The 25786-nt window shown below is 58.0% G+C and carries 22 protein-coding genes and 1 tRNA gene; 17 read left to right on the forward strand and 6 right to left on the reverse strand.

All coding sequences use genetic code 11. The features are described from left to right. Position 1 precedes the first annotated feature (1 nt). From IH944_05855 to IH944_05900, 10 genes are all read left to right on the forward strand, one after another. Complete coding sequence (locus tag IH944_05855) at positions 2-1651, forward strand: hypothetical protein (GenBank protein ID MCH7904077.1); 1650 nt, start codon at positions 2-4, stop codon at positions 1649-1651. Next, a complete protein-coding gene (gene fliG / locus IH944_05860; GenBank protein MCH7904078.1) occupies positions 1648-2658 on the forward strand; it encodes a flagellar motor switch protein FliG in 1011 nt (336 codons plus the stop codon). Before IH944_05855 ends, fliG begins: the two co-directional genes overlap by 4 nt. Then, positions 2651-3325 carry a hypothetical protein gene (locus tag IH944_05865; GenBank protein ID MCH7904079.1) on the forward strand — a complete coding sequence of 225 codons (675 nt, stop codon included), beginning with the start codon at positions 2651-2653 and terminating at the stop codon, positions 3323-3325. The genes fliG and IH944_05865 overlap by 8 nt, the downstream gene beginning before the upstream one ends. A gap of 1 nt (position 3326) precedes the next feature. Further along, the gene (locus tag IH944_05870) at positions 3327-4646 is read left to right on the forward strand and encodes a FliI/YscN family ATPase (protein MCH7904080.1); all 1320 of its coding nucleotides are present in this window, start codon (positions 3327-3329) and stop codon (positions 4644-4646) included. After that, positions 4639-5058: a flagellar FliJ family protein gene (locus tag IH944_05875; protein MCH7904081.1), complete on the forward strand. Its 420-nt coding sequence runs from the start codon at positions 4639-4641 to the stop codon at positions 5056-5058. Before IH944_05870 ends, IH944_05875 begins: the two co-directional genes overlap by 8 nt. Further along, positions 5055-5657: a lytic transglycosylase domain-containing protein gene (locus IH944_05880; GenBank protein ID MCH7904082.1), complete on the forward strand. Its 603-nt coding sequence runs from the start codon at positions 5055-5057 to the stop codon at positions 5655-5657. Before IH944_05875 ends, IH944_05880 begins: the two co-directional genes overlap by 4 nt. A 16-nt stretch (positions 5658-5673) precedes the next feature. Further along, entirely contained in the window at positions 5674-6156 is a 483-nt protein-coding gene (locus IH944_05885; protein MCH7904083.1) for a hypothetical protein, read from the forward strand. Positions 6157-6206: 50 nt separating this feature from the next. Next, positions 6207-6282 (forward strand) — tRNA-Arg (locus IH944_05890). 86 nt (positions 6283-6368) lie between these two features. Next, positions 6369-6557 (forward strand): hypothetical protein, encoded by a 189-nt coding sequence (locus IH944_05895; GenBank protein ID MCH7904084.1) that lies wholly within the window; start codon positions 6369-6371, stop codon positions 6555-6557. A 24-nt stretch (positions 6558-6581) separates the two neighbouring features. After that, on the forward strand, positions 6582-8051 hold the full coding sequence (locus tag IH944_05900; GenBank protein ID MCH7904085.1) for a sulfatase: 1470 nt from the start codon (positions 6582-6584) through the stop codon (positions 8049-8051). On the opposite strand, the gene IH944_05905 is transcribed toward IH944_05900, so the two are convergent. From IH944_05905 to IH944_05920, 4 genes are all read right to left on the reverse strand, one after another. Continuing rightward, positions 8016-10862, reverse strand: a complete 2847-nt coding sequence (locus tag IH944_05905; GenBank protein ID MCH7904086.1) for a family 78 glycoside hydrolase catalytic domain — start codon at positions 10860-10862, stop codon at positions 8016-8018. The genes IH944_05900 and IH944_05905 overlap by 36 nt on opposite strands. A gap of 338 nt (positions 10863-11200) precedes the next feature. Continuing rightward, positions 11201-13960 carry a hypothetical protein gene (locus IH944_05910; GenBank protein ID MCH7904087.1) on the reverse strand — a complete coding sequence of 920 codons (2760 nt, stop codon included), beginning with the start codon at positions 13958-13960 and terminating at the stop codon, positions 11201-11203. Between the two features lie 216 nt (positions 13961-14176). Then, the gene (locus tag IH944_05915) at positions 14177-15109 is read right to left on the reverse strand and encodes an SUMF1/EgtB/PvdO family nonheme iron enzyme (protein ID MCH7904088.1); all 933 of its coding nucleotides are present in this window, start codon (positions 15107-15109) and stop codon (positions 14177-14179) included. 19 nt (positions 15110-15128) lie between these two features. Then, the gene (locus IH944_05920; GenBank protein ID MCH7904089.1) at positions 15129-17042 is read right to left on the reverse strand and encodes a hypothetical protein; all 1914 of its coding nucleotides are present in this window, start codon (positions 17040-17042) and stop codon (positions 15129-15131) included. A gap of 214 nt (positions 17043-17256) precedes the next feature. Here IH944_05920 and IH944_05925 point away from each other — a divergent pair, with 214 nt between their 5' ends. Together IH944_05925 and IH944_05930 are read left to right on the forward strand one after the other, a co-directional pair. Continuing rightward, positions 17257-17910, forward strand: a complete 654-nt coding sequence (locus IH944_05925) for a hypothetical protein (protein MCH7904090.1) — start codon at positions 17257-17259, stop codon at positions 17908-17910. Positions 17911-18152: 242 nt separating this feature from the next. After that, entirely contained in the window at positions 18153-20063 is a 1911-nt protein-coding gene (locus IH944_05930; protein ID MCH7904091.1) for a M48 family metallopeptidase, read from the forward strand. Between the two features lie 213 nt (positions 20064-20276). Here the strand turns inward: IH944_05930 and IH944_05935 are convergent, their stop codons facing one another. Then, positions 20277-21377, reverse strand: coding sequence for a hypothetical protein (locus tag IH944_05935; GenBank protein MCH7904092.1), 1101 nt, complete (start codon positions 21375-21377; stop codon positions 20277-20279). Between the two features lie 187 nt (positions 21378-21564). Between IH944_05935 and IH944_05940 the strand changes: the two genes are divergently transcribed. Continuing rightward, entirely contained in the window at positions 21565-22521 is a 957-nt protein-coding gene (locus IH944_05940) for a hypothetical protein (GenBank protein MCH7904093.1), read from the forward strand. A 148-nt stretch (positions 22522-22669) separates the two neighbouring features. On the opposite strand, the gene IH944_05945 is transcribed toward IH944_05940, so the two are convergent. After that, a complete protein-coding gene (locus IH944_05945; protein ID MCH7904094.1) occupies positions 22670-22951 on the reverse strand; it encodes a hypothetical protein in 282 nt (93 codons plus the stop codon). Positions 22952-23349: 398 nt separating this feature from the next. Here IH944_05945 and IH944_05950 point away from each other — a divergent pair, with 398 nt between their 5' ends. The 4 genes from IH944_05950 to IH944_05965 all read left to right on the forward strand — a co-directional run. Next, positions 23350-24033, forward strand: a complete 684-nt coding sequence (locus tag IH944_05950) for a DUF5343 domain-containing protein (GenBank protein MCH7904095.1) — start codon at positions 23350-23352, stop codon at positions 24031-24033. Continuing rightward, positions 24033-24572: a hypothetical protein gene (locus IH944_05955; GenBank protein ID MCH7904096.1), complete on the forward strand. Its 540-nt coding sequence runs from the start codon at positions 24033-24035 to the stop codon at positions 24570-24572. Before IH944_05950 ends, IH944_05955 begins: the two co-directional genes overlap by 1 nt. 298 nt (positions 24573-24870) lie before the next feature. Continuing rightward, entirely contained in the window at positions 24871-25425 is a 555-nt protein-coding gene (locus IH944_05960; protein ID MCH7904097.1) for a hypothetical protein, read from the forward strand. Positions 25426-25658: 233 nt separating this feature from the next. After that, on the forward strand, positions 25659-25786 hold a 128-nt coding region (locus tag IH944_05965), incomplete at its 3' end, for a DUF1508 domain-containing protein (protein ID MCH7904098.1).

Raw genomic sequence — 25786 nt, forward strand, 5'->3', positions numbered from 1 at the left:
CATGTTTGGTCTCGGAGCGCTCGTCGTATTGGTCGTGCTGACGGCGATAGTCGCCTCGCGACCAAAGATGCAAGCGATAGGCGGTGGTGCGGATCTCGCTGAAAAGTCCGCGATCGTGAACGCCTTGACTGCAGCTGGGATTGCCGTTGACTACGATGCTCGCGGCAACATCCGAGTACCGCAAAAGGATGTTGGCCGCGCTCAATTAGTGCTGGCCGAGGAGGGGATCGGTACAGGACCTTCTTCAGGCATAGGGGCTGGAGAAATGGGAGTGTTCACGACCAAGGAAGTCGAGAGCGCCCAGCTCAAGGCGATGACCGAAGCGAATCTATCCAAGACGATCTCCTCGATGAACGGCGTCAAGTCGGCGATTGTTCACATCAGCCTCGGCGACAACTCGCCTTTTGCCAATGCGAAAAAGCCGGCGAAAGCATCTGTGACCATTATTGAGGCTTCGCAGGGTGCGTTGACGCGCAACCAGGGGAAGGCGATAGCGCGAATCGTCCAAAACTCGGTCGAGGGGATGACCCCTGAGAGCGTATCCGTCATCACCAGCTATGGGCAAGTCCTGTACGATGGGTTCGAATCAAACTCGGCCGAAAGCCTCGCGGTAAAGAAGATCGAAGTTGAGGCCGCTCGAAGTGCGAGGCTGGAGCATAAACTGCAGGCAGATCTTGATCAGGCGTTCGGCCCCGGCAACACGATTGTGTCCGTTCAAGTAGAGATCGGGATGGACACGGTCGAAATCGACGAGGTTGAGTACACAGCGAACGAGGCTGTCGAGATTGGGCGCGTGAGCGAGACAGTTGTCGGTGCTGGCGCAGCAGGCGCGTCAGGTGGAGCTGCTGGAGCCGCCAGCAACATCGGTGCACCAGCGAATGCTGGAGCCGGTGGCTCGAGTGAGGCCGGAAATTACTCGTCAGAAACCACACAACGTTCTCCTCTAGCGCCTGATACGAAGCGCACGAGGACGACCAGAGCTGCCGGCAGCCTCACGGCAATGACAGTGCTGATCATGGCGAACTCGACCGCGATCGAAGACATGAAGCCGGTCACAGCGATCGCTGAGAGCTTCCTTGGTGCCAATAAAGGTACTCCAGGATTCGCATCTACAGTTACCGCGATCGAATTTGATACCGCAGCAATGAAAGCGAGCGAGAAAGCGATGTCGACTGTCGCTGGGGCAGAGTTGCGGCAACAGATCATATCGATTATCCCCGTTATCGCTCTGGTCGTCGTTGGTTTCTTGGTCATGCGGTCGATCGGCAAGTTTGCGAAAAAGCAACGTGTCGTGTACGCGGCTCTTCCTGCTGGCGGTGCATCTCCGATGTCCAGTGCTCCTGTAGGCAGTAGACAGGGACCGGCCTCGATCGTTGGTCCTAGTACGGCAGGCGCTCAGGGACCGATAGAAGATGCGCGCGGCGCTCCCGTGGGCGATATCGAGGCTGGTCAGCAATTGACCGAGGCGATCGAATCGGGGAACACCGCCGAAGCGCTGAGGATTATCGAGCAAGCGCCTGACGATCCGGAAGTGCTCGCTATCAAGCAGAAAGTCGACGTTCCGCTCGAGCAAATCAAACACATGGCGAAGACGAAGCCGGAGACGGTCGCGATGCTGCTTAAGGGCTGGATGATGGAGGATATGCGATGAGGAAGATAACGACCGGGATGCCCAGCCGGAAGAAAGCCGCGATCGTGCTGGCCGTCATAGGGCAGGATCTCGCTTCCGAGCTCATTAAGCATTTTAGTGAAGATCAGATAGAGACCCTGTCGCTGGAGATGGCGCGTCTCGAAAAAGTGAGCTCCGATGCTCGAAACGCTATCGTCGAGGAGTTTCACGAGCTGGCAATGGCTCAGGACTTCATTGCGGAGGGCGGAGTCGAGGCAGCGAAGAAGCTGTTGAACAAAGCGTTCGGCGAGGAGAAGGCTGACCACATGATCAAGAAAATCGTGAACGCGATGCAAGTCGTGCCGTTCGAGTTCTTGAAGCGTGCAGATCCACAGCAGCTGCTCACGTTCATTCAGCACGAGCACCCTCAAACGATTGCGCTCGTTCTGGCATATATGCCGATGAGTCAGGCAAGCCTGATTCTTTCAAAACTGCCGACAGACCTGCGAGTAGAAGTGGCCGAGCGCATCGCTTTAATGGAGCAGTGCCCGCCTGAGGTGATTCGAGAGGTCGAATCCGTATTTGAAAGGAAGGTGTCGAACGTCATCAGCCAGGATTTAACGCAGGCCGGAGGCACGAAGTCGCTGGTCGACCTGCTGAACCGTGTGGATCGATCCACCGAGCGCCTGATTCTCGAGGCCTTGACAGAATCGAATCCAGAGCTCGCCGAAGAGATCAAGAACATGATGTTCGTCTTCGAGGACATCGTCACGCTCGAAGACCGCGCTGTTCAAACGGTGCTGAAGGAGGTGGAGGTCAAGGAGCTGGCGACAGCGCTGAAGGGCACCGGGCGCGATGTGCAGGACAAGATATTCGCCAATATGTCTGAGCGAGCGACCGACATGCTCAAGGAAGACATGGAGTACATGGGCCCGATGAAAGTGCGCGTAGTCGAGGAGGCTCAGCAGAAGGTCGTTGCCGTGATCCGACGCTTGGAAGAGGCCGGCGAAATCATGATCGGTCGCGGAGAGGAAGAGGTTCTTGTCTAGGGTCATTAGCGACGGCAGCGAGGCGACGTCTTTCATTGACGCCCTCGGTCCGGCGGACGAATTGGCCGAGCGCGCTCTGCACAGCAAGCCGAAGGTGCTTCGCGGTCGGGATGCCGCGAGGGAGAAGGGGCGAGAACAGGGATACCGAATAGGCTTCTTCGAGGGTGTTGAAAAGGGCAAGATCGAAGGTGACCTCGTCGCGAGAAGGCACGGAAAAGCGGATTTCGACAAGGCGAACGCTGAGCACTCGGCCAAGTTCGCAGCAAGCGTCGAGCAAGCGATGGCCCAATTCGAGCAGCAGCGAGCCGAGTGGTTCGAGCACGCAGAACAGACGCTCGCCGACCTCGCCATCGAGATCGCGAGGCGAGCGATCGGCCGAGAGCTAGAAACAACTCGTGAAGGGGTAGTTGACTTGGTCAAACAAGTGCTGGAAGAGGTCACCGATGGCACCAGGGTTCGACTCCGCGTGAATCCGATGGATGCAAGCGCGTTGGAAGCGCAGCTAACCGAGATAAAGGCGGCGTTTTCTCATCTTCGCAACGTTGAGGTCGTCTCCGATCGAAGCGTTGGATTTGGCTGTCGGATTGAGAGCGATGCGGGCATGATCGACGCCCGAGTGGAGAGCTATCTTGGTCGAATCGCGTCCGAAGCGCAGGAGGGCAGGTGACATGATTCGTCCGCCGGAGTTCGAGCGAGTTGCTCGCGCGATCGAGTCCACCTCGCGAACAGAAGTGCTTGGCCGCGTGACGCAGGTCGTCGGTCTCGTCGTGGAATCGAACGGTCCGAAAGCGCGGCTTGGCGAAGTGTGCATGATCGAGCCTGATTCCGGCGCGGAGAACATTCACTGCGAGGTCGTCGGCTTCAAGGGCGCCAGCGTCGTCATGATGCCCCTCGGGGAGATGACCGGCGTTCAGGCTGGCTGCCTGGTCAGCGCGACCGGCGAGTGCTTGCGCGTTCCCGTCGGCGAGGGGATGTTAGGGCGAGTCATCAACGGACTCGGCGAGCCCATTGACGGGCTCGGGCCGCTCGACGCGATCACGACTTACCCCAGCATTGCACCACCGCCTGCGCCGCTCGAGCGCAAGATGATCGAGAAACCGTTTTCGACCGGCGTCCGCGCCATCGACGGAATGATGACGATCGGTGTCGGGCAGCGCATCGGAATCTTCTCGGGCTCCGGCGTCGGCAAAAGCACGTTGCTCGGGATGATCGCAAAGTACGGGCAGGCCGACGTCAACGTCATCGCCTTAGTCGGCGAGCGCGGCAGAGAGGTCAAGGAGTTCATCAAGAACGATTTGGGAGAAGATGGGATGAAACGCTCGATCGTCGTGTGTGCCACCAGCGACGAGCCGGCTCTTGTTCGCATCAAGGCCGCCCAGTCCGCGACTGCGATTGCGGAGTACTTCCGCGACCAAGGGCTTGAGGTACTCATGATGATGGACTCCGTGACGCGATTTGCAACGGCGCAGAGAGAGGTCGGGCTCGCGATCGGCGAGCCGCCTAGCACGAAGGGGTTCACCCCGAGCGTGTTCGCCCTTCTTCCAAGGCTGATGGAGCGTGCGGGCTGTTCCAAGGACGGTTCGATCACCGGGATTTACACAGTGCTGGTGGAAGGAGACGATACGAACGAGCCGGTTTCGGACGTTACGAGGTCGATCCTGGATGGACACGTTGTGCTGAGTAGAAAGCTCACGAGCCGCGGCCACTATCCGCCGATCGACGTCATGGAGAGCCTCAGCCGTTTGATGCCGATCATTGCCGACGAAAGCCACCTCGCTGCGGCGCAGAAGCTGCGGGAGTTGATCGCTGCCTACCACGACATCGAAGACCTCGTCAGCGTCGGCGCCTACAAACCCGGTACACAGCCTCTAGCCGACACCGCGATACAGAAGTGGGACGCGATCAACGGATTTCTCAGGCAGCAGAAGGACGAGTTTACTGATTACGAGGACACCGTTAGCCAGCTGAGGAGCTTGATCGATGACTAGATTCAAGTTTCGACTCGAACGGCTGATGGATTATCGGCGACTGCAGGAGAAGTGGGCGAAGGACGAGTTTGTCGGAGCGCGTCGCAGGCGGTTGGACGGCGAGTCGCAGGTCGAGCAGGTGAAGACGATTCGAACCAAGGCGCTGGACGGCACGTTCCCCAAGCTTCCCGATCGGCTGGCGCATGAGGCGCACCTCGACCGACTGGACGCCGAGCAGGGCGCTTTGGAAGCGGCGGTCTCAGTTCTCTTGGGCGAAGAGGAGTCTGCCAGAGACAGCTGGATCGAAACGAAGCAGAACTTAGAGGCCCTCGAGAAACTCAGAGCGAAGGATTACGAAGAATGGCAGGTTGTCGAAGGGCGGCGCGAACAGGCCGAGCTAGACGAGTGGGCCGTTCTCAGGAGGGCAGCATGAACCTTGAAGCGCGAGGCATTCACGGTGCGATGCAAAGAAGGCAAGAGTTGCAAAGCAGAATCGACTTACTATCACAGCGAAAGCGAGAGATCACGACCTCAGTCGCGAACGGGATCGTTCCTCGTCCTATGCCTGGCAAGGCGATCAGCGGTGATTATCGACCGTTCGATCCACTCGGCGCCAACGTCGCTCGACAGCCGTTTTCAGCCCCATCGAACCTGCGATCGCTGATCGCTGCGGCGGCTCAGAAAGCTGGGATCGACCCGTCGCTGTTCGAGGCGTTGATATCGCAGGAGAGTTCGTTCGATCGGTTTGCAGAGAGCAGCGCAGGAGCGCTCGGACTGTCGCAGCTAATGCCGAAGACGGCCGAGATGCTGGGCGTGACGGACGTATGGAACCCCGAGCAGAACCTCTCTGCGGGAGCGCGCTATCTTGCGCAAATGCTGAGGGATTTCGATGGTGATGAAAGGTTGGCGCTGGCTGCGTACAACTCCGGCCCAGGCACGGTTCGATTCGCTGGCGGAATGCCCGACATCCCAGAAACCCAGCGTTACGTCATAGAGGTTCTCGCACGCGCGGAGGCGCTCCGCAAGCGGTAATACAGGTCAAAACATTATGAAAGCACTAGCCATCACGATCCCGATTCTGCTCGTTGGCGCTGCGCTCGGAGCGGCCTACATGGGGTACCTGCCGTTCTTTGGCAGCGACGATAAGTCCGCGACCATCGAGAGCCCGGCTAGTCCAGCCCGGGCGGAGCAAACTGCCACGACTCAGGCGGAACCAGCCGCGCCCGTACCGGTCAATCCGACTCCAGATCCGCCGCAAGATCAGGGTGACACGGCTGATGTGAAACTTGATGAAATCGACCCGGATCAAGGTGCGCACGCGGTCGCGAAGATCTGGAACGAGATCGACGCTCGCGAGCTGGCTGGAATCATCGTCGTTTGGCAGGATAATGACCTCGCTCTCATCCTGTCCCACATGGAGCGTCGAACTGTCGCCGAGGTTCTTTCGCTCCTCGGACCGGAGAGGGCCGTGCAGCTCAGCGAGCAGATCAAAGCGCTCGCATCGGTCGTGCCTGAAGACGAAACCGAGTGAGAGCCAACGTCCTTTGAACGCTGCTCCTATCGGGTAGCATTTGTTGCCTGCCGGGCGTAGCTCAGTGGATAGAGCACCGGTCTTCGGAACCGGGTGTCGGGGGTTCGAATCCCTCCGCCCGGGCCAATTTCAACAATTCGCGCGCTCGGATCTGTTTTCTTGCAAAGACCAGGCGCAACCAGATTCAGCGATCTAACAAGACTGGTCAAAGGATGATCCAGATCGACGTCTCCACGCTTTCATGCCACCTTCCGGCATTTCGTGCCAAGCAGGTCGACATGTGGATTCCCCTCGATCTGGCCGACACAGAATACGAACTCTCAACCGGGAAGCACGTTCGAGGGATTCTGGCCAGGCACGACAAGGCAATTGCAGAAGTCCAGGTCGAGTCCGACCGCTGAGTTGTCGGGCATAATCTCCGTACAATGGAAGCTAACAAGCGACCGCTAGAGCGAATTATTGATGGCGGTATGAAAGGAAATGCAACGCTCTTACTCTCGCTGCTATTTGTTAGCTGTCCCGCGCAAGAACGGCCGGTCACGCAGGAGGAAAGACCCAATCTGCTGTTCATCATAACCGACGATCAGCGCTTCGACATGATGGGCACGGTGAACCCGATTCTCCAGACGCCTAACATGGATCGGCTGGCGAAGGAGGGTGTTCGGTTCGAGAACGCTTTCGTGACGACTCCTATCTGCGCCGCCAGTCGAGCCAGCCTGCTGACGGGGCTCGTAGAACGGACACATCGATACACGTTTGGCACCTCACCGCTGTCTGTTCAATTCGTTGATCAGAGTTATCCGGTCTTGTTGCGCGAGGCTGGTTATCACACGGGATTTATTGGGAAGTTCGGCGTTAATACAGGGCGTGGCGCGACGGGAAGAATGTTCGATGTGTTTCAGCCCCTTTCGCCCGCGCCCTACCTCAAGAGACAGGAAGACGGGTCGACTCGCCACCTTACAGACATCACTGCGGACAGAGCCATTGAGTACCTGCGATCTACCGATCAAGATCCGTTCGCCCTGACTTTAAGCTTCAACGCACCTCACGCCGACGATGGCGACGAACGACAGTTCATCTGGCCTGCAGCGATGGACTCGCTGTATTCGGATCTTGTGATTCCCGATCCGCCTCTTTCCGATCCGGCGTTCTTCGACGCCCTACCGGAGTTCTTGAAGGATGCTTCTCTGAACAGAATCCGCTGGCACTGGCGTTTCGATACGCCCGAGAAGGCGCAGCAGATGACACGGGGGCATTATCGGATGATCAGCGGTGTCGACGCCGCCATCGGGCGCGTTCTCGATGAACTTGAGTCCCTTGACATTGCCGAGAACACGGTTGTTGTTTTGATGGGGGACAACGGGTATTTCCTGGGTGAGCGCGGTTACGCCGGGAAGTGGTTGCCATACGATCTTTCGATCCATGTACCGCTGATCGTTTTCGATCCGCGTGTCTCGAATGAACTACGAGGAACGGTTCCGACGCAGCTCGCCCTGAATATAGATATCGCACCGACGCTGCTCGATCTAGCTGGTGTCGAAGCCCCGAGCTCGATGCAAGGCAAAAGCCTGGTGCCTCTTCTATCAGGCGAGTCGCCGTCCGAGTGGAGAACCGATTTTTTCGTCGAACATCTCTTCGACCATCCGCAGATTCCGAAGCACGAGGGCGTCAGAGGCGAGCGTTTCAAATACGCCAGATACTTCGAGCAAATTCCTGTCTATGAAGAACTCTACGACCTCCTCGCAGACCCCATGGAGACAAGAAACCTGGCCGGAGACTCTGATTATTTCGAAATCCTGACTGAGCTGAGAAGACGCACGGACGAACTCCGGGCCAAATACGCGGCCCCTACTCACCTATCAAGGAGCAGCGGCCGTAAATTTATATCGGCCTGAGCCGACTGTGAACCGCGGGGTGTCGGGAGTTGTGGGGGGTAGGGGACGGATGGTGGAAATCTCGGCGACCGGTCTGCCTCCTTCCCGGACTGACAGTCCATTAGATGTCGGTATCTGCACGACGGCTTCCGTGTTGACCGGGATCTCGATGTCCAATTGGAGATGCTCGTCCACAACGCGCCAACGGCTAGAGACGGTTCCTCGGACTGACTCGTAACTGACGTCCACCCAGGAAAGCTCGTCGGTTACAAACGGCGCGATGAGGAAACGGTCAAACCCGGCGGCGAAGTGCTCCGGCCTGATCCCTCCGAGACACTTGAAGAACCACTCGCTGACGGAGCCGAACATCGGATGGTTCTGTGAATAAGTGTTGTCGCTCGCTATCCAGGTCTCCCACAAGGTCGTTGCTCCGTTTTCCAACATGTGGCCCCATCCAGGATAGGTTTCCTGGTCGACCATGCGGTAGGCAGTCGCAGAGTGACCCGTCGTGGAGAGGGCGTTCAGCAAATACTTCGTGCCGAATATTCCGGTTGCCACGTGGCCGCCGTGATCAACGACAAGCGCTTCCACCATTCGCTCTACCGCCCCTTCGATTTCGCTATCGGACGCGAGTCCTAAGTGCAGGGCAGTGGCCTGCGCCGCCTGAGTGGCGATTCCAAAACGCCCCGTACCGCGTTCAAGAAACATCTCGACAAACGCAGACTTGATCCGCGAGGCAAGCTCTCGATAGTGCAGAGCGCGATCGCTCTTCCCAAGGAGTTCTGCAAAGCCGGCCACCAGAGACGCCGCTTGACAGAACTGAGCCGTTGCCATCAATGCGATCGGCTTTGGATCGAGACTTTCGTGATCACCGATGCATCGATCGATGATGTAGCCGTCGGAAGATCTCTCCAACAGATCGACCCACGTTCTGGCCGCATCGTAGTTTTCTTCAACGATCTGGCGGTCACCGTAGTACTGGTAAAGCTGAGCGACCAGTAGCGGGTGAGCCAAGCCCCACCCGATCGGACCAGCTCCTCTTTCGTAATTTGCAGCGGAGATACCGACATACGGAGCCGTCTCCGTGAACCATCCCTCTCCACGTATCGCGTCCTTAAAATCCGACACGGTCTTCGCATAAAACGTGGACATGTCGTAGTTGTAGATCGCCATCTCGCTCGACGCGACGATGTCCCCGCCGTACTGATATTTCTCTCGAGCAGGACAGTCGGACTGGACGCTGAACAGATTGCTGAGGAAGGTCCACTGCACCATCTCCTGAATACGGTTGAACCGCTCGTTCGAGCAGCTAAAGACGCCGACCGGTTCGACGTCCGTGTTGAGCCTTTGCCCCTCTATTGCAGTGAGATCCGGCGTCCCTGGAAACCCTGTGACCTCCACATATCTAAATCCGTGAAAAGTGAATCGGGGCGTGTATACCTCGGGACCACCGCCGCGGAGCGTATACGAATTCTCTTGCCAGGCTATGTCGGGGGCGCCCGGCCCGCCTACGTTCGGACCCTTGATCTGGCCGGCGACCGATGTCATCGGATTCAGAGTGCCGTCGGCGTGAAGGAGCTCGCCCATGCGCATGTGAACGGTCGTGCCTCTTTCGCCTTGAACATTGAGCGCTGCCCACCCCGCGAAGTTCTGACCGAAGTCGAAGATGAACACTCCATCGCTGACTTCGTTGACGCTGACGGGCGTTAGTGTTTTTGTCACTCGGATGGGCGGGATCGGCATTGATTGCAATGCACCTGGCGTCGACATCGCTTCTGTTACATTGCTCCAATCCGAATCGTCGAAGCCTGGCTTGTCCCATCCTGGCTGCTCTAAACGAGCGTCGTACTTCTCGCCGAGATAGACGCTATTCCTTAATAGTGGGCCATCAGAAACCTTCCACGTGCCGTCGCTTGCAATGACCTGCGAGGTGCCGTCTTGATACTCGATGATCAGTTGAGCTAGAAGCTGCGGACGTCCGACTGCAAGATGTTCTCGGAGGTTGATACGCCCCCACATACGCAGCGGAAGCGGGTTATACCATCCGTTGCCGAGGGTTGCACCGATGACGTTTTCGCCCTCGCTCAACCGCTCCGTCACGTCGTGGCACGTGTAAAGAACTCGCTTTTCGGAACTCGTCCAGGCTGGATCGAGAGCGTGATCCGAGAGCGCCTCGCCATTGATGCGGAACTCGCCGTATCCCAAAGCCGTTGCGTACAGCCGGGCACGTTTGATCGGCTTTTCGACGGGGAAGCTCTTGCGAAACAGTGGCGCAGGATCATCCTCATAGAACTCTTCATCGTTAATAGGAAGGCTTTTTCCGTCCGATATCCAGATTCCGGTCCAGTCTAAGGGCGAGAGTAGTCCCATCTCCCACCAGACAGCCGGACTTGGACGAGATTTCCGGCCCGCACCGTCCCATACCTCCACCTGCCAGCAGCAGCGCTCACCGCTCTTCAGCGGCATCCCTTCGTACTCGATGTGAAGCTGCCTGTTCGACTTCACGTGACCACTGTCCCACAGGTCTGCCGTCTCTCCCGCGAGGAGAGCAACCGTCGTAGCGACCCTGATCCGGTAGGCGGACTGAAACTGATTTCGTGCGGATCCCGCAGCTATGAGCTTCCAACTAAGACGCGGTCGTTGCGCATCGATCCCTAGCGGGTCGTGCAGAGATTCGCACCGAAGATCGACGGGTGAAATCAGGCCGTCTTCCTGCGTACTCTCAGACGCGGACCGTCCGCTCGACCGCGTTGCACCGCCTGCGGCCGTGATACCGATCGCTCCCATACCGACGGCCAGTGAGCCCTTCAAGAAATCGCGTCTGCGCATCATTTGACTGAGCCCTATTGTACGCTTATCCAAGGTGCCGGTACATCTTGCGCGGGTAGCAGGTTGGTTTAACGATTCCGGCGTACAATTATAGTGGCTGTCGACAAAAGACAACAGAAGAGGCGTATGGGAAGACGAAGGACGCTGAAGTACATCTGCATTTGCCATGCCTCAGGACGGTTCGGCATTGTGATTGCGCTCTCCACTGCCCACGTCCTGAGGCTTCATCGCGGAGGGCAGTGGCAAAGCCTCAGGACGCAGCCGGTCACAGACGGAAACGATCCCCTAGCCCGTCCTGAGGCATGAACGGGCTGAAAGGGACAGGGTGCGCCGATTGCCCGCTAGGACGCGGTATCGGCGCGGACCTCGATCCGCTGCGTGAACTCCTGGCCGCCCACGGTCATCACGACGATGTAGGTCCCTGGTGCGACGGTTTCGCCTTGGCGTCGGAACCGTCGTCTCCTGCGCTGGTTCTCGTCTTCGTCCTCCTCGGGCGGGTCGGTGCGCAGATTCCAGAGCACGAGGTTTAGTCCTTCCACCGGCTCAGTTTCTATGTTCGCCACGTGCTTTCCGTCTAGCGTCCTGATCTCTATTCCGACTTCTTCTAACCCTGCAGGGAGCCAGCAAGAGATCGTCGCTCCTGTGGGTGCGGGATCGGTCGAGAGGTTTTGCGCGCCGTAGTTCGCGCCGACTCGCGGCGGCCCCGCGTTCCACTGCGTCGCTGGATTCGGCGCGAAGAGCACCGGCTCGCCGTTCAGTGTCTCAGCCGTGACTTGCCGAAGAGCCGCTATGTCAATGATCCAAATGCCCCGGCCGTGCGTACCGGCAACCAGCTCACCGGCGGTTGGATGTACGACCAGTTCATGGACGGCGACCGTCGGAAGTCCGTTGTCCCGCAGGTCTAGCCAGCTTTGGCCTCTGTCGAACGATGCAAACGCGCCGAACTCCGTCCCGACGAAGATCAGGTCTTCGTTTTCGGTGTCCTCTGCGATCGAGCGGGTCGAGCCCTCGGGCAGACCGTCGTTGAGCGAAGTCCAGGTCTCGCCGAAGTCCTCGGTCACGAACAGCATCGGTTCGTCGAGGTTCGAGCGGTGACCGTCGAACACGACGTAGGTGCGTCCGTCTGCAAAGCGCGAGGGAGCGATCCGCGAGACGTAGCTCTCACGGCGCAAGTCGATGTTGTCCGTGACGTTGGTCCAGTTCGTTCCGCCGTTGCGCGTCACCCAGAGGTAACCGTCGTCCGTGCCGGCCCAAAGCACCTGCGGATCGCGCGGTGATTCGGCGAACGCAGAGCCGCTTCCTCGCTCGGTGCGGGTCAGGTCGGGCGAAATCTGGCGCAGGTCCGCGCCACGGTCCATCGATCGATAAACGTACTGCCCCATGCAGTAAAACACGCGACCGTTGTGCGCTGAGAGCGCCATCGGCGTGTCCCAAAGGAAGCGCAGGTTTTCACCCTCTTCGCGCGGAGGCCGGATGCTGAACCGCTCGCCTGTGCGCAAGTTTATCCGCGACATGCGACCGTCTTGAATCTCTGTGTAAACCGTGTTCGGATCGTTGGGGTCGACGAGGCAGATGAAGCCGTCGCCTCCACCGACGCGGTACCAGTCTGCATTTCGGTTGCCCTGCCCGTTCCGCTTTCGGCTCGGCCCTCCCCAAGAACCGTTGTCCTGAAAACCAGCGAAGACGTGGTACGGCTCCCTGGTATCGACCGCGAGGTGGTAGATCTGCGACGCGACGATGTTCGAGTGGTAGTTCCAGTTCACGCCCTGGTCCCAGCTCTGGTAGACGCCTCCGTCGCTGCCGAGCAGCAGGTGCTCAGCGTTGTGCGGGTCGAACCAGAAGGCGTGGTGGTCGGAGTGGGTGTTGCGCCCGGAGTTCTCGAACGTCTCGCCGCCGTCGGTCGAACGCATGAGCTGGAGCCCAGGCGCGAACAGGACGCTGTCGTCGTTAGGATCGACGCGGATCTGGCTGTAGTAGAACGGCCTTTGCGTGATGCTGTTGATGCGCGTCCAACTTTCGCCGCCGTCGGTCGATTTGAAAACGCCGCCCGTCTCGAACCCTTTCGGCCCTTGTTCGTCCTGGATGTTTTGTGCCTGGCCCTGGTATGAGCCTGAGAACTCGCGTCGGCCTTCGTAAGTCTGGCTGATTCGGTCCTCCTTCTCGAGCCACTCGTCGATCTGCTCTTCGTTCGCGCCGACCAGCTCGGTCTCGATGATCGCGAAGATCGTGTCGCCGTTGGATCCCATATAATCCAGTCCGACCCGCCCCATTCGCACTGTCGGCAGTCCGTTCGTCAGTTTCTTAAAGCTCTTGCCGCCGTCCGTGGTCTTGTAGATCGCGCTCGTCTCGCTCCACTTCACGCTCGGGTCGTAGTTCGGGATGTTGTCGTAGTAGTCCCGCGCGCGCTGATACGTGGCGAAGATAAGGGTGTCCGGGTCGTCGGGGCTCATCTGCACGTCGATGACGCCTGTCTGTCTATTGATATAGTGGATCTTCTCCCAAGTCTCGCCGCCGTCAGTCGTTTTGAAAAGACCGCGCTGGTCGTTCGATCCCCAGAGACGTCCTAGCGCACCGACGTAGACGATGTCGGGGTTGGTCGGGTGGATCGCGATGCGGCCGATCTGGAAGGACTCCTGCAGCCCCATGTTCTTCCAGGTCTTTCCGCCGTCGGTGGACTTGTAGACGCCATCGCCCCAAGAGACGGAGTTGCGCGCGTGGTGCTCGCCAGTGCCGACCCACACGATGTTCGGATCGGACTTCGAGACCGCCACGTCGCCGAGGGAGATCGAGCCTTCGTTCTGGAACAGCGCCTCGAAGGTCGTGCCCGCGTTGGTGGTCTTCCAAAGCCCGCCCGTTGCGGTTGCGACGTAGAAAGTCGACGGGTCGCTCGGAACGCCCTCGATGTCGGTGATGCGCCCAACCATAACGGACGGGCCAATCGAGCGCCACTTCAGCGCGGTGAGCAGTTCGGGCGCGATGCTGAACTTGCCGGTGGTTGTCGGTCGAGGAGCCGGTTCAGTCTGGGCGAAGGCGAAAGCCGCCGCCAGAATCAAGGATGCAAGCAGTGCGCCACGGACGTGGGAGTGAGACATTTTCATCATGGTCCAACCTCGCGGTATGCCCCATTATGCTCTGTTCGGTTCTTGCTGGCATAATGTTCTTCGCATCGGTGACGGCAATGCCTGAGAATCCCCCGTTCGAACTTGAGTTGTTTTGGTGCGTGTATTTCGTCCGTGAGTTAGACCGGCAACCTCGTGCTCCACTGCGCAACTCGATTGGTCGCCGAGGTCGACTATGCGCCGCACCACAACGTATGATTAGTCGGAAAGAGGACTCACGACGACCCGAAAGCCGACCTTCCAGTCAGCATAATCCATCGTGAGGCCCCACGGGTTTGTCGCACGGTGCTCGCTTGGGCTGTCCATCCAGGAGCCGCCGCGAACAACGCGCGCCCAGCCCGAGGCCATCTCCCAAGGCTTCTTTTCCGTCGTGTTGTACGGGTTCCTGTCCCACCAGTCCGCACTCCATTCCCAAACGTTTCCGGCCATGTCGAGGCATCCGTAAGGGCTCGCTCCGGACGGGTAAGAACCAACCGGGGAAGTGATGCCGAAGCCGTCGTCCGCTTCCTTGTCCGTTCTGTCTGTGGCCCTCGGGTTGTTCTTGTCCGAAGAGTTGGCCAACCTGGAATCCCATGAGTTTCCCCACGGGTAGATTCTTCCGTCCGTCCCGCGGGCGGCTTTCTCCCATTCTCTCTCGGTCGGCAGTCGCATGCCTGCCCATTTGCAGAACGTCACCGCGTCATCCCATGAAACCTCCACCACAGGTTGGTAGTCGCCGTTGAAACTGTAGTCGCCCATATCCGGGTATGAGAACTTCGATTCGTCAGAATCATGGTTCGGTCGGAACGCTCTGTACTGCTTGTTCGTTACCTCGGTCAGACCGATCCAGTACGCGCCCAAGAGAATAGTCTTTTTCGGATGCTCATCTGAGTCGCCTTCTCCTTTAGGGCTGCCCATGATGAACTCGCCTGCTGGTACGAGCACAAACTCGCAGCCGGACTTGTCGTGACGGATGCGCATCGGCAGCTTTGACACCGGATCCAGGTCATCGCCGAGCGCGCTAAACCCGGAAGGCACCTTCTCTCCCGTCGTTGCTCCCGCTTCACCCGAGCCGATGCTGCCGGACGCAGCTGACAAGGCCAGAAGCCCGATGTACGCTAACAATAGACCTGTCCACTGATGCTTTCTCATTCCTGTCGCCTGTTGAAGATCAGCCGCCGTCTCCAATGCCTCTCTCGTTCAGTTCGCGCCTGAAGTCCTCCATCGCGGCGTCGAAGCGCTCGATCGCTTTGGCCGCATTGTCGCTCATTTCACCGGACTTGTCTAAGAAATCCTGGACGGCCCTGAGGCCCTCAATGGCTTCATGAAGTTCCGGCGAGAACGTCTCCAGCGCTTCGTTCAATGCTTCGCCGGCTAAAGCCTCTGCCACCTTCAGCTTTTCTTCGACATAGCTCTTAATGTCGCTCTCGGCCTTCTTCCTAACGCTGTCAAAGGCCTTCTCGGCGGCTCGCTCCCAAGCGTCCGGTCCACCGAGCGCGCCCGTCAGGACCATCGCGCCCTGCCAGAACCCCAGGATGGCCGAGTAGGAATCGTATTGGTCGGCGTTGTCTTCAAGAAACTTCTCGCAGTAATCCAAAGAGTGCATCGCCAGAAACGTCAGCCAATCTTCTCCCTTAAGCGCGGCGATCGACGGGTCGCAGAACGTCAGAGTTATCGCCTCGATAATCCCACCAGCGGAAACGTACATGCCCGCCAACTGTGCGAAAAAGCCCTTGACCGCGCCGCCGCCCGCCTGTGCGACGACCCTGTCCCGCACCTGCTTCATCAGGGTTTCCTGGAACTTGCTGATTTCGTCGGACATCGCGCCGCGCGTACCGTTCGGCAAAACGCCCACCATGCGCCCGGACTTAGGATGCACCTGGAACCAGGCGTACATCGCGTACATCGGGTTGTCCTCATCGAAGAACGCCACTGGCTGTTCGGGAATGATGACTCGCCATTCCGGATTGTTCGTGAGGAACGTGACGATGTCCGCCTTGGCCGCCGGCCAAAGGTCCACGCACTTGTTGAGCGTGCCTAGATTCTCGGCGGTCACCGACAGAACCTGGTTGTCCGAACCATGTTCGGCCTTATTCTTCTGCAACTGCGAGAACACGATCGTTGCCGATAGCACACGGCGCTTGCCGCCCCCCGCCTCGTATATAACTTTCCCTTCAAGCACGTCGTTCCAAACCGATCTGGCCGATTGGAATCCGATCGAGTACTTGCCTTCCACTTCCACTTCGTCCAGAAGAACGTCCACGCTGTATACAGGAATTCTCGTGGGCGCCGCTTCCTCTTGATCACCGAAAATTATGTCATCGATGTCGAATATGCCTCCTCCTCCTGACGATCCAGCCTTCTTGCGGAGGTCTTCGGGAACCTCAATCCACTCTTCCGCCACTAGTACGAGGCGGGGCAACGCATAACTTGCTGTTACCTGGAACGCATCTTCGTACTCCTGCGTTTTGGCGTCAGACTGCGCCGCGTAGTTCGTCGCCAGCCGGTGCGTGCGCCAGAACGCGTCCGCCCACTCTGGAGCGGGCACCTCGTTTTCTGCCAGTGAGTCCGGCAGCTCGCCCGCGCCAACGAAATCGGCCAGCACCAAAAGATGGTAGACGTTCTCGGGAGCGGCCGTCTGGGTTCCGAGCGGCCGTGTTTCGCTGAAAATTACGCTGCGTTTGATCACCGCTTGGCCGTTCACCTTGACTGTGACAACTAGGTCCAGCGCCGTCATCTCTCCAACTGGCACTGCCGCCCGCTCGAACTTCCCGTCTAGGCTGATGCCAGGAAACGTCTCAGCTCCCTCCTGTTGGAACGCCACCCACAGTCCGCGCCCGGTCACCTCACCAATGCCTACGTTCGCAAAAACCTGATCGCTCACGCTTCCGTCGGCTCGCTGCCATTCCAGAGCAACGGTAAGCGTTCCGTCCCCCACCTGTTGGGACTGTTGCGACTGTGACGTGGCGGTGGCCGTCTCCTGGTCGGTATCCGACCGACCGCACGAAAGGAGCGCGCCTGAACTGAACAGGATGAGCAAGCCACCGAGCAACGGCGCAATTCTCGAAGCGATTCTTGTGGTCATGTCGGTCTGGATCCTCCTCCGATGGAAACTCGCGTCTGCTAAGTCCGGCGAGTTCGGCTAGGTCACCATACCAGGAAACCCAACCTGTCGGGCGCATCGATCAGCTGCTGTGAGAAGCAACGAGACGTCTTTATAATGGTCCAGCCCAAACGGATGCTCCATAGAGCCCAGGTCGATCTTTGCGGGCATACTGTTCATCGCATCGGTGACAGCAATGCCAGAGAATCCTCCGTTCGAACTTGAGAGCTTTTGGTGGGTGTACTTCGTCCGCGGCGCAGCGCGCGAGGCGTACTCTGACGAACAACACGAGCTGATGCTGTCCGAACACGTCGGCAACCTCGAGCGCATTTGGAAGGAAGGGAAGTCGGTCGTTGGCGGGCCGTTTACCGGCGATGGCGCACGGCGCGGAATCGTCGTTATGAAAGGCGATGCCTTCAAAGATACGGCTGGCGTTCGCAGAGAGTTTGCGGACGATCCGTTGGTCAAGAGCCGTCTGTTGAAAGTCCAAGTCTTCAAATGGTGGACGAAGAAGGGCGCGTTGCACGAAGTCAAAGCAGACGCGAAGAGGAAGCAGTACGTGTTCGTCATTTACAACCGGCCGGACGACAGGCCGGAGTTCGACGACGACTTCACGGAGAAGACGCAGGCCGCGCACCTGGCGTACATCGGCGAGATGCAGGAGAAGCACAAGCTGCTGATCGCCGGGCCGTTCGAAGATGCGGGGGCGATGCGCGGCATCCTGATCTTCGACCGCACCGACCTCGACGAGGTCAAGAAGATCGTCGGCGCAGATCCGTGGGTGGTCGCGGGCGGACTGGCGGCAGAGTATCTGACGCTCTCAGCCGCACAGGGCGCGTTCGGCGACTAAGCCCCCTCACCTCAGTCCTCTCCCCAGTCCTTCGTTACTTCGACAAGCTCAGCACAGGCTTAGCTCAGGATGACGGGGAGAGGAAGCTTGTCCCCTCCCCCAATGCCTTGGGGGAGGGTTAGGGTTGGGGGCCGGAGCAGATTAGAATCCCGACCCAGCGTTTGGAGATCAGCAGCAGATTTCCGTTCTGCTAGAATAGTCCATCGTTTCCATGAAGAGATAGAATAGAACGGGAGCAACAAATGGAGAAGCAGAATTTTGAGCAGATCGTCACCAAGATGGAGGATCTGAACCGTCGTTCGCCCGAGTCCTACCGCGCCAAGGTCGCGAGGTTTTCGGCGCTCGGGTACGGCGTGTTCATATTCACGTTTTCAATCGTATTCATAGCGTTGGTCGCAATCGTCTTCTACGTCGCGGCGAACGGTTTGCACAGCGGTTCGATCAGGCTGATTCTCATAACCAGCGTGCTGACTTATATGTTTATTCGGGCGATGTGGGTCAAAGTCGAGGCGCCCGAGGGGCGCGAGGTGACCGCCGAGGAAGCACCTGCGCTGCACGCGGAGATCGAGCGGATCAGAGTCGAGATGGGCGCACCTGAAATCCACAAGGTGCTGTTGATCGATGACTTCAACGCATTCGCAAGCACGTCGTCGAAGCTCATGATCTTTGGTGAGCGGTGCCATGTCGCCTTGGGCCTGCCACTCCTGTTGACCCAATCGCCGAGGGAGGTCTCGGCAACCATTGCGCACGAGCTTGCACACCACAGCAAGAGCCACGTCAAGGCTGGGAATCGTGCGTACCGATTGGAGTCGATGTGGCTGCGGCTGCTCCAACAACTAAGCAGTTCGGGCAGTCTCATGAGCCATCCGCTTCTTGCATTCGTCAAGTGGTATTCGCCCCGCTTCTCGGCGCTGACGCTCGTACTTCGCCGCCAAGCCGAGTACGAGGCAGACGCGCTCGGTGCAGAAGCGACTTCCAAGGAGGCGATGGCGCTCGGGCTCCTCAGAATGAGTATCGACCACGAGCATCGGATCAGCAAGTACATTGATAAGATCAGGAAGACGATAGATGAGAGCGTGAATCCGCCATCAAATTACTTCAGCGGCTTGCTAGCATTCCCGAGGGAGGTCGGGGATGGAGTCGTCGAGACGTTGCGTAGGACGTTGCGAGCGGAGACTGTGATCGAGGATTCGCACCCTTGCGCGCGCGAAAGAACTGAGGCTCTGGGAATCGAAGCCGATCCGGAGAACGAGGAAATCGTTCGTGGTCTGATCGGTCAGCTCGGCGAAGTCGATGAATCGGCCGCTCAACGTTTTTTGGGAGACAGCTTGGAGAGAATACTGGCTGAAATGGACAAAATGTGGCAGGTCGTTCAGCAGCCTGAGTGGACGTCTGGGCGCGTATCCCACGAGAAAAGGCTGGCCGTGCTCAAGGATTTCGAGGGCCGCGATGAGGAAGAGTGGACTGCCGATGATGCGGTCGAGTACCTCAACGCGTATCTCGGCGTACACGAAATATCTGACTGCACGCCGCGAGCGCAATCTTTGGCCGCAAGGTTTCCACAGCAAGCAGAGCTATCGCTGATGCTCGGCTACTGCTTGTTGGAACAAGATGACCGCGAGGGTGTTCAGCACGTTGAAAGAGCTGTAGAATTGGATGCGGCTCTCTCTGCCTCCGCGCATGAGATGATCGCAGAGTTTCACTCAAAGCACGGGGACAGCAAGGCGGCCCGAGCTGCGGCGATAAAAGCGAATGAATTGCGCCAGGAGGAAGGCGAAAAGTACGAAAAGCTCGCGATCCTGAAACCGGCCGACAACCTGTTGCCGATCGAAGTCAAGCCGAACGTGCTGGAAGAGATAAAGGAACGGCTGCCGCTCATGAAGCGCGTCGTGGAGGCGCACGCTTTTCAGAAGGCTAGCAGCGACATGGAATCGATCAAACTTGACATGGTGGTGCTCGTCGCAAAGAGACCGATGATGGTCAGTTCCAACGAGGACTTTATCGACGCTCAGCTCCAAGAAGCGTATCTGATCCTCGAAGGACGGGAGGACGTCCATGTTCAAATCGTGGCGGACAAGTCTCCGTTCGGGAAACGGCTTGCGTCTGACGCGGAGTTCAGGTTCTATTCAGCAGTTGCTCGTGCTGACGGTTGATCTGACCGGCTGACAGGCTGCTCGGAAAGTGCACGCGATCAGGTGATCAAATCGACTGAGCGCTTTGCCCCCTCACCTCAGTCCTCTCCCCAGGCGTGGGGAGAGGAAGTGCTATCCCCTCCCCCGTTGCCTCGGGACTTGCCGCGTCGATTGTCTCCAGTGGAGACATCGACCCGCGCAAGGGTAGGTAGGAGGGTCGAACTCCCGAACTTTCTAACTCTCGATAAGGTCTAGCATCGCCTCGCCGAACGCGGTGCCGACCTGTGCGAAGAACCAGGGGCTGCCGAGGTAGTGGTACGGTCGGTCGTCGCCGAACTGTCGCCACTTGTCAACATCGGCCTGCCAGCCGCCGGGGCCGTTGTAGATCGCGTCGGCTTCCATGTCCCACAGTGGCGCCGTTCGCACACAGGTGACCGTTCCGTTGAACTCAGCGCGTAGAGCGACGTCAGCCTGCGCTTTGCGGATGTTGCCGGCGGGAGTGAAGAAGCCTTCTCGATCAACCGGGTACGTGCCGTCTTTGTCGGCGTTCTGCCCCATCTGCCCGATCACAACCGGCAGATCTGGCACGTTCCATTCGCTGCGGATGTCGTTGATGAACACCGCCATGTTCGACTCGTAGTTGGCATGGTACGTCGGGTGAAACTGGTCGTTGAAGCCTTGGAACCAGACGAAGCCGATGATCTCATACCCTTGGCCTTCGTAAGCCGGGTGGTTGGTCGCGATGTTGGCGAGCGCGTCGTTCACTTCCTTGACCATCAGGTCATAAAACTCGCCGTGCGTCTTCTCAATTTCCTCGACGGTTTTCTCTTCGGCAGTGGCGATCGCCTTGATTTCTTCAGGCGTATCGCGCAGGCTTGGAGGAAGGAATCCGCGACCGAGCGCTTTGCCGCCCCACGATGTCTTGATGATGAGCACCTGTTCGTCGTACCGGTCGCCCATCACCTGTCCGAAGTTGAACTCCGGGCCGAACGCGTCGCTGCGAGGGGTGTAACCGACGGTCAGATCGCCGTGCTTGTCGTGGTAGTCCACCCACACGTCTTCGCGGATCGACCAGTTGTAGACCGGGCTTTTCGGGTCTTCGTTGAGTGAGTCTCGAAGCGTGTCGGTGAAGCCTGCGTAGTCACCGTCATGGATGAACCGCGTGTACCGCTCGCGGTACTTCGGCTGCGAAACCTGCCACGACAGCGGGGCAGGGAAACCCTTGCCCTCCATGTTCGACTGCCCAGCCAAGATGAAGACTTTGACCGTCTCGGATGCCGGTTCTGAGAGCAGACTCACGACCCCCAAAGCCGTTGCAACGCACAGGTGTAGCACGGTGATTAGCGTAGCACCGAATCGGTATTTCAGGTTGCAGGTTTGAAGTTTCCCCAATCGGCAAAAGCGCGAAATCACGGAGGGTCTGCCGACGTTCGATGCCGCGCACAAGCCGACCGACCTATTGAGGCAAGTACCATCGGAACCCTACGCCAACTGGCGTCGTCCCGACATGTACATGCGATCAATGCGTCGAACACTTTTGACAGCGATGACGAGCCTAGCGGCGGCGTCCTTGGTATTCGGCCAGGGCGGAACGGAACAGGCGCTAAGAATGTCGAGCGATGCCGCGCTGTCCATGCATTACCTCATCGTGATCGACGGCAAGCACGCAGGTTGGGCGCATCCGCCCGTGCAAAAGCCAGGAGACGCGCTGATCACGCCGTATCAGGACAAGATCATCATCATGGCCGGCGCGGGTATGTCCGCAGGGTTTTACGACTGGATTCAGTCGAGCTTCGACAACGGGCACATCATGAAGAGCGGTGAGATCCACGCCTGCGACGTTGACTATAACTCCTTGTCGATCGCAGAGTTCACGAACGCAATGATCACCGAAATCACGCTCCCGGCGCTCGACGGAAGTTCGAAAGAGCCCGCGTACATGAAGATCACACTCAGTCCAGAGACAATCACGTACAAGAAAGGAGACGGCAAGAAGGTTGAAGGAAAGGTCGCACCCGCCACAAAGAAGTGGCTGTCCAGCAACTTTAGAATGGAAATCGGCGACCTGCCGTGTACGCGCGTGACTGCGGTCAAAATACCCAGATTTACATCCAGAGCTACTCGGACCGTCATGAAAGACGACGCAAAGTTGAATCCCCGCCTAGTTTTTCAAGCAGGCCGCGTCTTGGTGGATCCAGTCTTAAGCGTAGCGCAGAACTTCGAGCTGACATTGCCGATGAGGGATTGGGACGCGTGGGAGAAGTGGATGACCTCCACGCAGTTGTTGCGCTCGCAGCTGAAAGATGGTTCGATCACGGTCATGAACGCCGATGGCACAAACGGCTATATAATGAGGCTGCACGACGTCAGCATCGTAGCTATGTCTGTGCAGGCCGAGAACATCAACATCGAGGACGCCACGACGTTCGTCGTCGAACTGCAGTACAGAGAGACGGTCTTAAACTTCATTCACCGTTAGTCGCTGCAACACCTGCCGGTCTACACGCACAAGCTGACGTAGCCGCATGCTTCAGCTTGTGTCGCTCGCCACAGGCTCCGCAACCTAAAGGATGCGGCTACATCCGGCCACGAACCCTCGCACCGCGCTCCGCGTTTGGCTGCGTCGATCAATACGCCAACACCGGTGGGTAGAACACGCTGAAGTAGGGCAACCAGATCAGGGCCATAAACACGTAGATGAACAACCGGCTGTGCGCAAGGATGAGGCAGACGTAGCTCAATAGCAAGATGACGACCGAAAACACCATGAACAGCGGCTCGAGGACTACTCTCGGCACAGAGGCATAGAACCAGAGACCGATTATCAAGGCGCAGATGAATCCCGCCACCCAAACCGACGTGATTCCGAACGCCAGCATGCCGAACATCTTGCGCGTGTCGTCTTTCACCCTGTCTGTATTCTACAAGCATTCGTCCCGCACCTCGCACCTCGTACCTCAACCGTTCCCCCTCCCCTCGGCTCTTTCTGCAACTTCCTCAGGTCTTTTTGTTGTTAAGAGCCGTCTTTTTGCGGCTTCAAGCTGGCTTTTAACGGCTTCAAGCTGGCTTTCTGCGGGTGAAAGAGGGCTTTTAGTGGCTCAAAGAAGCCTTCCCCCCGCGTCAAGAAGGCTTTCTGTTCCGAAAAGACGTCTATTCCCGGCCAGAAGTAGTCATTTAGCTCCGCAAACCTGGCTTGCTCCTTGCCCAGATGGCTCGCGAGCTCGCTACGGCATCGACCGCATCGCCATTGCCTCGCCGGATGATATAATAATCGTCACAGGTCAGCCGTAATTGAGGTTTATACAACATGGCAGAAACAAGTCAAAAACACCCCTACTTGGTCAGTCCAGGAATTCTTAAATCGGTAATCACGAAATTCCGAAGCTCCCTTCCCGATCAGGCGGTGTCGCTTCAAACACTTAAGAAACTCAGCATCGCGTCCGGGAACGAGAAACAGATTGTCGATATTTTCAAGTTCTTATCGTTGCTTGACAAAGAGGGCAAGCCCACAGACGCGTGCAGAAAGCTATTTAATACCCATGACGACGACGGCTTCAAGGCGACGCTGGCCCCAATTATAGAGAATGCCTACGCTGACTTATTCAAGCTCAACAAGGAAACTTCCTGGCTCCTCTCCGGGGATGAGCTGATCGGATATTTCCGACAGACTGATAATACGTCGGCGTCAACGGGGCAACGACAAGCTATTGCGTTCACAGCTCTAGCGGTTGCAGCCGGCAAGCGCCAAATGAGCATTGCTACCTCAAGGAAGGCGACGAAGCCTGGAGGGTCTAAACCGGGTGGCAAACGCAAGAAATCGGCAGCTACTAACGGCAATGAAGAAGTCGTTAACAAGCAGCCACCACCTGGGCAGACGGCGCAGCCTGCGGTTGCGATCAATATTCAGCTCACGCTACCAGAGGGCATGGATGAGGATGGTTTCGAGAAATTTTTTGCAGCGATGAAGAAGCACCTGTGGCCTGACAAGTAGTGCAGCCAACCGAAATTTCCAAGCATGCCGAATCAGCCGTTGCGTTTGAAGAAGCGGCCCACAGAATCTTCGCGAAGTACGAAGGTTCACCTTCGCGTATCATTACCTTGCACGCGAGTAAGAACGCACTAGGCGCCCTGTCCATCGCTCAAGAAAACTTGTTCGCTCAAGCTTTGGGCTGCACACAGCATAGTTACTATCGAGCTGCTCACGTTCTTGCCTGGGCCGCATTTATGGACTTCCTGCAAGAGAAACTTGACTCCGATGGCCTCCTCGCGTTGCATGTCGCTCGTCCTGCCTATGCTAAGTATGCGACGCTAGACGACCTTCGCGACTGGGTTCGTGATCACGATTTCATCACCATTAGCAAAGAGCTGTCTCTGATCACAAAGTCGAAGATGAAGACGCTTCACGGGCTTCTTTCCCAGAGGAATGAGTGCGCTCATCCTGGAACTGTTGAACCAACCATGAACGAGACTTTGGGATACATTTCCAAGTTGCTTGGGTACATCAAGGAAATACAGCCGAAGACGCTCTAGAGGCCGGGCAGGAACCTGGCTGGTCCGAAATTGAATTAGCCGGGTCTAGTCTTTGGAGTTGCATTCGTTCCACCCCTTGAGCCGGGAGGGACAGGGGGATCCTTCGTCAAGCTCAGGACAGGCCTTCGCCCTCGGGACGAACCTTGAAACAGTCAGCCGGCGTCGACCGAAGTCCAGCCGGAGATGGTCCGGGCCAAATTTCTGCCGGTAAGAGAAGTCGACTGAAACTTCACTCCTGAAACCTGTCCAGGCCACCCGCCGTTGCCATATAGCAGGAAAAAGGGGCATAGTGATGCATATGGACATGCCAGGACTGCGGATTTGCCACCTCTTGCTGGGAATCCCTGCGCTAGCCATGGTGCTGGCCGCTTGCTCCGGTTCGAACAGCCCGGCCAACCCTCCCGAAGCTGAGGCAACCAATACGTCCGCAGATTCGGCTATCGGTCGCTGGCACAATCTGACTCAGACCGACATCTTTGGGCAGACGTGGAACGCCTATATGCCGCTCGACCTGAAGGAAGATGGCACATTCGTCATGGGAACGCTCTACTACGAGGTCGAACCGCCGCACCATGGCGGAGGAATGATAGCGACTATAGGAAGCTGGGAATCCAGCGATGAGCGCTATACGCTGCGCCCCGAGGGATTCTATGATGACGCTGATAAGTTTAACGAGCCAGGACGGTATCCGGAATTCGTATTGGAGCACAAGGACGGGCAACTTGTTATGACCTCGCTGGGAGTTGAGGATGATGAGCCACATCTCGGATGGGTCTTCACCAGGAAGATCGACGCAAAGGTGCCGGAAGTGCTTCACGACTGGCCACTCGGCAACACAGAAGCAAGCGAATAGCAAATCGCTATAGCGCAAGCCTGCCCCAACCTGGAGGGGCAGGGGGATCCTTCGTTGCTTCGACAAGCTCAGCACAGGCCTAGCTCAGGACAGGCCTTCGCCCTCGGGACGGGTCCTTCGATGCTTCGTCCGGCTCAGCACAGGCTGAGCTCGGGATGACCGTCAGCCGCGCCCACCCCGCGCGGTCGACTCTGCAACAGGTTGCCTGGTACTCTCTGGCTTGAGGTTCGAACATGGTATTCAACTGTTACAAGGATGTCAGGGGCGAATGGCGTTGGCGACTGAAGGCCGACAACGGCGAGATCATCGCGTCCGGCGAGTCGTACAAGAACAAGCAGGACTGCCTTCACGTCATCGACCT

The sequence above is a fragment of the Armatimonadota bacterium genome (genome assembly GCA_022563855.1).
In the GTDB taxonomy this organism is placed as follows: domain Bacteria; phylum Armatimonadota; class Fimbriimonadia; order Fimbriimonadales; family Fimbriimonadaceae; genus JADFMN01.